The sequence below is a fragment of the Isoptericola luteus genome (assembly GCF_020297055.1).
GTDB classification, from domain to species: Bacteria; Actinomycetota; Actinomycetes; order Actinomycetales; family Cellulomonadaceae; genus Isoptericola; species Isoptericola luteus.
In genome coordinates this window covers 417,697-426,821 of the sequence record NZ_JAIXCQ010000003.1, presented here as the reverse complement: position 1 = coordinate 426,821, position 9,125 = coordinate 417,697, and the positions used below count along the sequence as shown (strand labels likewise).

Here is a 9,125-nt window from a genome sequence, read left to right as displayed (position 1 = left end):
CCCGCACACAACACTCAGGGGCTGGGTCGGTCAGGGGTCGGTCAGGGGTCGGGTCGGTCAGGGGCGCAGCAGCACCTTCGTGGCGCGCCGCTCGTCCATCGCGGCGTACGCCTGGGCGACGTCGGACAGCGGCAGCTCGAGGTCGAAGACCTTGCCGGGCAGGATCTCGCCCGCCAGCACCGACGGCAGCAGGGTCTCCATGTACCGGCGCGCGGACGCCATCCCGCCGCCGATCGTGATGTTGCGCTCGAAGAGCCGGCGCACGCTCAGCTCGGGCCCGCCGTGGGGGACGCCGACGAACCCGACGCGCCCACCGCCGCGGACGACGTCGAGCGCGGTGTCCATCGACTGCTTGGTGCCGACGCACTCGAGGGCGGCGTCGGCGAGGTCGCCGCCCAGCAGGTCGCGGACGGCGGCCACGCCCTCCTGGCCGCGCTCGGCCACGACGTCGGTCGCGCCGAGCTCGCGCGCGAGGGCTGCGCGGTCCTCGTGCCGGCTCATGGCGATCACCCGCTCCGCGCCGAGCAGCCGCGCGGCGATCACGCCGCACAGGCCGACCGCGCCGTCGCCCACCACGACGACCGTGTCGCCCGTCGAGACCCGGGCGGAGGACGCGGCGTGGTAGCCCGTCGACATGACGTCCGCGAGGGCGAGCAGGTGCGGCACGAGACCGGCGGCCTCGAGCTCGGCCTCCGAGCGTCCCACGGGGAACAGCGAGTGCTGCGCGAGCGGGATGCGCACACGCTCGCCCTGGGCGCCGTCGACGGGGTGGCCGCCACGGTCGGTGGAGCCGAAGCCGGTCACCAGGTCGCACGCCGCCGGGTAGCCGGCCCGGCACGACTGGCAGACGCCGCAGCTCATGGTGAACGGGAGGACGACGAAGTCGCCCACCCGCGCGGACGTCACCTCGGAGCCCAGCTCCTCGACGACGCCCACGAGCTCGTGGCCGATGGGCCGCGGTCGCTTCACCGGGGTCACACCGCGGTAGGGCCACAGGTCGGACCCGCACACGCACGCCGCGACGACGCGGACGACCGCGTCGCCGGGGGTGAGGATCTTCGGGTGCGGGCGCTCTTCGGCGCGGACGTCACGGGCGTCGTGGATGACGGCAGCAAGCATGCGCCCACAGTAGACACCGCAGACGCGCCGGCGTCAGTGCCCGTCGTAGTAGCCGGTGTCCTTCGCGCGCTGGAACGAGCGCTCGATCTCGGCCTCGGCCTCGGACCGGCCCACCCAGTGCGCGCCCTCGACGGACTTGCCGGGCTCGAGGTCCTTGTAGACCTCGAAGAAGTGCTGGATCTCCAGGCGGTGGAAGTCGGAGACGTCGTCGATGTCCTGACGCCAGGCGGCCCGCTGGTCGCCCATCGGCACGCACAGCACCTTGTCGTCGCCGCCGGCCTCGTCACGCATGCGGAACATGCCGAGCGCGCGGCACTTGATGAGGCAGCCGGGGAACGTCGGCTCCTCGAGCAGCACCAGCGCGTCCAGCGGGTCGCCGTCCTCGCCCAGGGTGCCCTCGATGAACCCGTAGTCGTCCGGGTAGCGGGTCGACGTGAAGAGCATGCGGTCAAGACGGATGCGACCGGTCTCGTGGTCGACCTCGTACTTGTTCCGCTGGCCCTTCGGGATCTCGATCGTGACGTCGAACTCCACTGTTCCTCCATGCTCGTCCATGCTCGGTGGCGGGCATGCTCCGTGCAGACGCCCTGTCAAAGTGTGCCACGAGGTGACCCGCGAAACGGGTCGCGGCCTGGCTCCGTGCCGCGCCCGGACGTGGGATGATACGCACTGAGCACGGCACGGGACCCGGTCTGTGACGATGCTCACCGACACGAGGAGGGCCGCATGGGGTGGCGTGGCGGCTTCGGTGCCACCGTCACTGTCGTGGTCGTGCTCTTCGGCGGGTACCTCGTGGCCGACGCGTACGACGTCGTGCCCGGCATGGTCACGACGTCCCCCGCCCCGGCGCCCCCGGCGCCGTTCCCCTCGGCGCCCGGCGCCACGACCGGTCCGGAGCTCGAGCCCGTCCTGCCGGTCCTGCCCGACGACGCACCGGTGCCCTCGACGTCGGACGTGTCCGACCTCGTCTCCGACGTCACGGGCGACAAGCAGCTCGGCAAGCGGGTCGGCGTCATCGTCACGGACCCGCTCACGGGCGACGTGCTCGGCTCCGCCGGGCCGGACCGGCCCATGGTCCCGGCGTCGACCCAGAAGGTGCTGACGGCGGTCGCGGCCCTGGCGGGACCGGGCGGGGACACGACGCTGCCGACGTCGGTCGTGCTCGACGGCGACGGCCACCTCGTCCTCGTGGGCGGGGGCGACATGATGCTTGCCGAGGGTGCCGGCGACGACGACGCGACGAACGGCCACGCCGGCCTCGGCGACCTCGCGGACCAGGTCGCCGGTCAGGTCGGGCTCAGCGGGGCCGACACCGTGACCCTCGGGCTGGACGACACGATCTTCACCGGCCCCACCGTCGCCCCGGCCATCCCGTCGAGCTGGATCAAGGGCTACATCGCCCCGGTCTCGGCGCTCGCCGTCGACGTCGGGCGCCTCACCGACGACGAGTACGCCGAGCGCCAGAAGGACCCCGCCCTGGCGGCCGCCCGCACGTTCGCTGCCGCGCTGGAGGACCGTGGGATCACCGTCCGCGGCAAGGTCGTCCGCGAGAAGGCGCCGTCGTCGGCCCGCGAGCTCGGCAGGGTCGAGTCGGCGCCGCTGCGCGACGTCGTGACCTACCTGCTGCAGTACTCGGACAACACGATCACCGAGGTGGTCGGGCGGGTCGTCGCGATCGACGCCGGGCTGCCGGGTTCCCTGGACGCCGCCCGGCAGGCGGTGACCGCCAAGGTCGAGGCCCTCGGCGTCGACCTCGAGGGCGCGAGGCTCGTCGACCTGTCCGGGCTGGGCAAGGGCTCGCTGCTCACGCCGCGTCAGCTCGCCCACGTCCTCGAGCTCACGGTCGACCCCGAGCACCCCACGCTGCGCGACGTCGCCCGCGGGCTGCCCGTCGGCGGCCTGTCGGGCACGCTCTCCGGGCGGTTCGACGACGAGGACCCGGGCCGCGGGTACGTGACCGGCAAGACGGGCAGCCTGCCGGGCGTGCGCGGGCTCGCGGGCACCGTCGTCACGGCCGACGACCGCCAGCTCGTCTTCGTCACGCTCGCGGACAAGATCAAGGACACGTGGATGGCGACCGAGGTCTTCGACGACTTCGCCGGGGACCTCGCCACCTGCGGCTGCACGTCCACCGGCTGAGCCGCCGGGGTGCCGCGGCGACGCCGGGCCTCGGCAGGCATGGCAGGCGTCGGCAGGCATGGCAGGCCGGGGCCTGCCCGAACCCGCTCGACTGTCGGAGCCGGCGCGCGGTTACGGTGGTCCCGTGACTTCCCCCGCCGTGTCGCCTCGCGTGGCACCGGAGCCCCTGCTGGACTGGACCGCCGCCGCCCAGGTGGCGGGCCGCCTCGCCCGCCCGGGCCCGATGGCGCCCCGGGCGGAGCTGGACAACCTCGTCGGCGGGCTGCGGGACGCCGCGGGGCGGGCCGTGGACCACGTGCTCACGGTCACGCGCATGGTCCCGGCGGGTACGGCGGACCTGGCGGGCGGCCAGGTGGACCTCGGTGACGTGCACGTCGTCGACCGCGCCACCTGGGCCCGGGCCAACATGCAGTCCATGCGCGCGATGACGGACCCGGTGGCCGCGGAGCTCGGCGCCCAGGGGTCGCCCACGTCGGCTGCCGCCCGGCTCGCGGGCGCCGCCGAGGTGGGTGGCCTGCTCGCGCTGCTCTCGGGCCGGGTGCTCGGCCAGTTCGACCCGTACGGGCAGGAACGTGGCCGGCTGCTGCTGGTCGCGCCGAACGTCCTCGCCGTCGAGCGGGCGCTGAACCTGCGTCCCCAGGACTTCCGGCTGTGGGTGTGCCTGCACGAGCAGACGCACGCGCTGCAGTTCGCCACCGCGCCCTGGCTCGCCGACCACCTGCGGGGGCGCGTCGAAGGGCTGCTCGGCGACGTCACCAGCTCGTCGGCGGCGCTGGCGAAGGCGCCGCTGCGGCGCAAGCTGGCGGTCGTCGCGGACACCGTGCTGCGGGCCGTCCGCGGCGAGCTCGTGACGCCCCTGGACGGCATCCTCGGCCCGGAGCAGCGGCGCGAGCTCGAGGAGATCACCGCCGTCATGGCCCTGCTGGAGGGGCACGCGGACGTGATGATGGACGCCGTCGGGCCGCGCGCCGTGCGCTCGGTGAAGACCATCCGGGCGCGCTTCGAGAAGCGGCGCGACGGCGATGCGGCGCCCGCTCTCGACCTGCTGCTGCGCCGCGTCCTCGGCCTGGACGCCAAGCTCGCCCAGTACCGCGACGGGGCGGCGTTCGTGCGCGAGGTCGAGGAGATCGTGGGGCGCCAGGGGCTCAACGCGGTGTGGGCCGCGCCCGAGCACCTGCCCTCGGCCCGCGAGATCTCCGACGCCCGTGCGTGGGTGCGCCGGGTCCACGGCTGACGGTCCGCGACCGACATGGCACGCGTCGACCCGGCGCTCGCGGCGGCGCGCGGCGCCGTCCGCGCCGAGCTGGCGAGGCTGGCCGCCGACGGCGGGCTGGTGCCGGGCGGGCTCGTGCTGGTCGCGTGCTCCGGCGGCGCGGACAGCCTGGCGCTGGCGGCGGTGACCGCCGTCGAGGGCCGACGGGTGGGGCGGTCGGTGCGTTCGCGGGGCCACGCCGTCCGCGTGGGCGCGGTGGTCGTGGACCACGGCCTGCAGCCCGGGTCGGACGACGTCGCCGTGCGGGCGGCCGAGCAGTGCCGGGCGCTGGGCCTCGACCCCGTCGTCGTCCGGCGGGTGCACGTGGCGGCCGGCCCGGGTGCCGGCGGGACCGAGGCGGCAGCCCGGGACGCGCGGTACGGGGCGCTGGCGGAGACGGCGGCCGAGCTCGACGCCGTCGCGGTGCTGCTGGGCCACACCCTGGACGACCAGGCCGAGTCCGTGCTGCTCGGGCTGGCACGCGGCAGCGGGGCGCGCTCGCTCGCCGGGATGCCGCGACGCCGCGGGCGGTACCGCCGACCGTTCCTGGACCTGCGCCGCACGCAGACCGAGGCGGTGTGCGCCGCGCTCGGCATCGACTTCTGGACCGACCCCACCAACCTGCTGCCCGACGTCCGTCCCTGTCCGTCGCCGTCCGGGGCAGGGAAGGCGACGGACAGGGACGACGGTGCCCCGGCACGTACGCGGGTGCGTCACGCCGTCGTGCCCGTGCTCGAGGACGTCCTCGGTCCGGGCGTGGTCGCGGCGCTCGGCCGGACGGCGGACCAGCTGCGCGACGACGCCGACCTGCTGGACAGGCTCGCGGCGGACCTGCTGGCGCAGGCGACGGTGCCGGCCGAACCGGCCGAGCCCTGTGTGCCGGCCGGGCCGACCGGGCCGGGCGGGACCGCCAGCCCGGCCGGCCGCAGCGGCGGGCGGGCGCCTGACGCCGGCGGGCTGGTGCTGGACGCCGTCGTGCTGGCCGGGGCACCGGCGGCGCTGCGCCGTCGTGCACTGCGGTCGGCGGCCGCCGCCGTGGGCTGCGCACCTGGGGCGACGGGCGCCCGGCACGTCGACGCGCTCGACGCGCTCGTGGTCTCCTGGCGGGGGCAGGGGGCCGCCCACCTGCCGGGCGGCGCCCGGGCGGTGCGAGCGTGTGGCAGGCTTTTCCTGCGTCCGTCCCCAGACCGCACTCACACGCCCCCGCCGGACGCAGCCCCCCAGCCCCCCACCCGCCCCACCGAGGAGTGACCCGTGGACCAGTCGGACGTCGCAGGCGATCTCGCCAACATCCTGCTCACCGAGGAGGAGATCAGCGCCAAGCTCGACGAGCTGGCCGCGAAGATCGACGCGGACTACGCGGGTCAGGACCTGCTCCTCGTCGGCGTGCTCAAGGGTGCCGTCATGGCCATGGCCGACCTGGCGCGCCGCCTGCACCACCCCGTGCAGATGGACTGGATGGCGGTCTCGTCCTACGGGTCGGGCACCAAGTCGTCCGGCGTCGTGCGCATCCTCAAGGACCTCGACGCGGACCTCACGGGCCGCAACGTGCTCATCGTCGAGGACATCATCGACTCCGGCCTCACGCTCTCGTGGCTCGTGGCGAACCTGCGCTCGCGGGGCCCGGCGTCGGTCGAGATCGCGACCATGCTGCGCAAGCCGGACGCCGCGAAGGTCGAGGTGGACGTGCGGTACGTGGGCTTCGACATCCCGAACGAGTTCGTCGTCGGGTACGGCCTGGACTACGCCGAGAAGTACCGCAACCTGCCGTTCGTCGGGACGCTCGCGCCGCACGTCTACAGCTGACGTACCCGGCGCCGGCCCGCTGACGCGGGGCGTCCCGCCCTGGGCGAACACTCACCGTTCGTCCACAGGGGACGTGTAGCGTCGTCGTCACACATTGCCCGAAGGAAGGGAAGCGGGGAGCCGTCCCCGTCGCCGATGAACATCAAGAAGATCCTCAGTGGCCCGATCATCTGGATCGTGGTCGGTCTGCTGCTCGTCTCGCTGGCCTTCAGCGCCTTCAACACCGAGCGCGTCTCCCGGATCGAGACCTCCCAGGGCCTGGAGCTGTTGGCGGGCGACACGGTCGACCACGCGCTCGTGGTCGACGGCGACCAGCGCGTCCAGCTCGAGCTGAACGAGAAGTACGTCACGGACAAGGGCGCCGAGGACGAACAGGACCACGGCACCAAGGTCGAGTTCTTCTACGTGGACCCGCAGGGCGAGACGGTGACGCAGGCCGTCTCGGACGCGGACCTCAAGGACGGCTTCGACTCCGAGGTGCCGCAGCCCAGCTTCTGGGGCTCGATGCTCTCGTTCATCATCCCGTTCCTGATCATCGGCGTGGTGTTCTGGTTCATCCTGTCGCGCATGCAGGGCGGCGGGAACCGCATGATGGGCTTCGGCAAGTCGAAGGCCAAGCTCATCAGCAAGGACATGCCCCAGGTGACCTTCGCCGACGTCGCGGGCGTGGACGAGGCCGTCGAGGAGCTGCACGAGATCAAGGAGTTCCTCGCGGAGCCGGCCAAGTTCCAGGCCGTGGGCGCGAAGATCCCCAAGGGCGTGCTGCTGTACGGGCCGCCCGGCACCGGCAAGACGCTGCTCGCGCGCGCCGTCGCCGGCGAGGCGGGTGTGCCGTTCTACTCGATCTCCGGCTCGGACTTCGTCGAGATGTTCGTCGGCGTCGGCGCCTCCCGCGTGCGCGACCTGTTCGAGCAGGCGAAGAACAACGCCCCGGCCATCATCTTCATCGACGAGATCGACGCCGTCGGGCGACACCGCGGCGCCGGCATGGGCGGCGGCCACGACGAGCGCGAGCAGACGCTCAACCAGATGCTCGTCGAGATGGACGGCTTCGACGTCAAGTCGAACGTCATCCTCATCGCGGCGACGAACCGCCCCGACATCCTCGACCCCGCGCTGCTGCGTCCCGGCCGGTTCGACCGGCAGGTCGCCGTCGAGGCGCCGGACCTGCGCGGCCGCGAGCACATCCTGCGCGTGCACGCCCAGGGCAAGCCGATGGTCGAGTCCGTGGACCTCGCGGCCGTGGCCCGGCGCACGCCGGGCTTCACCGGCGCGGACCTGGCGAACGTGCTGAACGAGGCCGCGCTGCTCACGGCCCGCAGCGGAGCCCAGCTCATCGACGACCGTGCGCTCGACGAGGCGATCGACCGTGTCATCGCCGGCCCGCAGAAGCGCACCCGCGTGATGAAGGTCAAGGAGCAGAAGATCACCGCGTACCACGAGGGCGGGCACGCTCTCGTGGCGGCCGCGATGCGGTACACCGACCCGGTGACGAAGGTGACGATCCTGCCGCGCGGGCGGGCCCTCGGTTACACGATGGTGATGCCGATGGAGGACAAGTACTCCACGACGCGCAACGAGCTGCTCGACCAGCTCGCCTACGCGATGGGCGGGCGCGTGGCGGAGGAGATCGTCTTCCACGACCCGACCACGGGCGCCAGCAACGACATCGAGAAGGCCAGCGCGATCGCGCGCAAGATGGTCACCGAGTACGGCATGAGCGAGCGGGTCGGGGCCATCAAGCTCGGCACCGGCTCGGGCGAGCCGTTCATGGGCCGCGACATGGGGCACACGCGCGACTACTCCGAGGCGGTCGCGGGCACCGTGGACCACGAGGTCCGCAAGCTCATCGAGTCCGCGCACGACGAGGCGTGGGAGGTGCTCACGCAGTACCGCGACGTGCTGGACGACCTCGTGCTGCGCCTGCTCGAGAAGGAGACGCTCAACCAGGCCGAGCTGGCCGAGGTGTTCGCCCCCGTGACGAAGCGCGAGGCGCGTGACGTCTGGCTCTCGAGCGACCAGCGCACCGTGCACACCCGCGGGCCTGTCATGACCGACGCGGAGCGCGCCGAGCTGAACGGCAACGGGCGGTCCGTCGTCCCGCAGGACGAGGCCGCCGCGCTCAGCCCCGAGGGCAACGTGACCGTCGACGGTCCAGGCCTCGGCCCGGACGTGGAGCCGCCCGCCGGGGGCGCGCAGTGACGGAGGCGCGGATCGGGGTGCGCCGGGCCGCGGACGTGCCCCCGTACGACGCGGAACGGGCGCAGGCCGCCGTGCGCGAGCTGCTGCTCGCCGTCGGCGAGGACCCGGACCGCGAGGGCCTCAAGGACACGCCCGCCCGCGTGGCGCGTGCCTACCGCGAGATCTTCGCGGGGCTGCGCCAGGAGCCGGAGGACGTGCTGACCACGACGTTCGACATCGGCCACGAAGAGATGGTGCTGGTCAAGGACATCGAGGTGTACTCCACCTGTGAGCACCATCTGGTGCCGTTCCACGGGGTGGCGCACGTGGGCTACATCCCCAGCGTCGACGGGCGCATCACGGGGCTGTCCAAGCTGGCGCGGCTCGTGGACGTGTACGCACGCCGGCCGCAGGTGCAGGAGCGCCTGACGACGCAGGTCGCGGACGCCCTGGTGAGGATCCTCGAGCCGCGCGGCGTGCTCGTCGTGGTCGAGTGCGAGCACCTGTGCATGTCGATGCGCGGCGTGCGCAAGCCCGGCTCCCGCACGGTGACGTCGGCGGTGCGCGGCGTGATGCAGAACGCGGCGACCCGCGCCGAGGCGATGAGCCTCGTCCTGGGGAAGTAGGC

The 9,125-nt window shown here is 73.4% G+C and carries 8 protein-coding genes; 6 read left to right on the top strand and 2 right to left on the bottom strand.

The features are described from left to right. Positions 1-57: 57 nt before the first annotated feature. Positions 58-1,119, bottom strand: a complete 1,062-nt coding sequence (locus LEP48_RS06905; protein WP_225564831.1) for a zinc-binding dehydrogenase — start codon at positions 1,117-1,119, stop codon at positions 58-60. A gap of 33 nt (positions 1,120-1,152) precedes the next feature. Continuing rightward, positions 1,153-1,653 carry an inorganic diphosphatase gene (locus LEP48_RS06900; RefSeq protein WP_225564859.1) on the bottom strand — a complete coding sequence of 167 codons (501 nt, stop codon included), beginning with the start codon at positions 1,651-1,653 and terminating at the stop codon, positions 1,153-1,155. A gap of 192 nt (positions 1,654-1,845) precedes the next feature. Here LEP48_RS06900 and dacB point away from each other — a divergent pair, with 192 nt between their 5' ends. The 6 genes from dacB to folE all read left to right on the top strand — a co-directional run bounded on the left by dacB (position 1,846) and on the right by folE (position 9,123). Then, positions 1,846-3,258 (top strand): D-alanyl-D-alanine carboxypeptidase/D-alanyl-D-alanine endopeptidase, encoded by a 1,413-nt coding sequence (gene dacB, locus LEP48_RS06895; protein WP_225564830.1) that lies wholly within the window; start codon positions 1,846-1,848, stop codon positions 3,256-3,258. A gap of 124 nt (positions 3,259-3,382) precedes the next feature. Continuing rightward, positions 3,383-4,492, top strand: a complete 1,110-nt coding sequence (locus tag LEP48_RS06890; protein ID WP_225564829.1) for a zinc-dependent metalloprotease — start codon at positions 3,383-3,385, stop codon at positions 4,490-4,492. 15 nt (positions 4,493-4,507) lie between these two features. Continuing rightward, positions 4,508-5,761: a tRNA lysidine(34) synthetase TilS gene (tilS, locus tag LEP48_RS06885; RefSeq protein WP_225564828.1), complete on the top strand. Its 1,254-nt coding sequence runs from the start codon at positions 4,508-4,510 to the stop codon at positions 5,759-5,761. Between the two features lie 3 nt (positions 5,762-5,764). Then, a complete protein-coding gene (gene hpt / locus LEP48_RS06880; RefSeq protein ID WP_225564827.1) occupies positions 5,765-6,316 on the top strand; it encodes a hypoxanthine phosphoribosyltransferase in 552 nt (183 codons plus the stop codon). 135 nt (positions 6,317-6,451) lie between these two features. After that, a complete protein-coding gene (gene ftsH, locus LEP48_RS06875) occupies positions 6,452-8,518 on the top strand; it encodes an ATP-dependent zinc metalloprotease FtsH (protein WP_225564826.1) in 2,067 nt (688 codons plus the stop codon). Beyond that, on the top strand, positions 8,515-9,123 hold the full coding sequence (gene folE / locus LEP48_RS06870; protein WP_308009985.1) for a GTP cyclohydrolase I FolE: 609 nt from the start codon (positions 8,515-8,517) through the stop codon (positions 9,121-9,123). The genes ftsH and folE overlap by 4 nt, the downstream gene beginning before the upstream one ends. Positions 9,124-9,125 lie beyond the last annotated feature (2 nt).

Coding starts and splice junctions, on each gene's coding strand:
- tilS (WP_225564828.1), top strand. CDS start 4,508: ATGGCACGCGTCGACCCGGCGCTCGCGGCGGCGCGCGGCGCCGTCCGC.
- ftsH (WP_225564826.1), top strand. CDS start 6,452: ATGAACATCAAGAAGATCCTCAGTGGCCCGATCATCTGGATCGTGGTC.
- dacB (WP_225564830.1), top strand. CDS start 1,846: ATGGGGTGGCGTGGCGGCTTCGGTGCCACCGTCACTGTCGTGGTCGTG.
- LEP48_RS06905 (WP_225564831.1), bottom strand. CDS start 1,119: ATGCTTGCTGCCGTCATCCACGACGCCCGTGACGTCCGCGCCGAAGAG.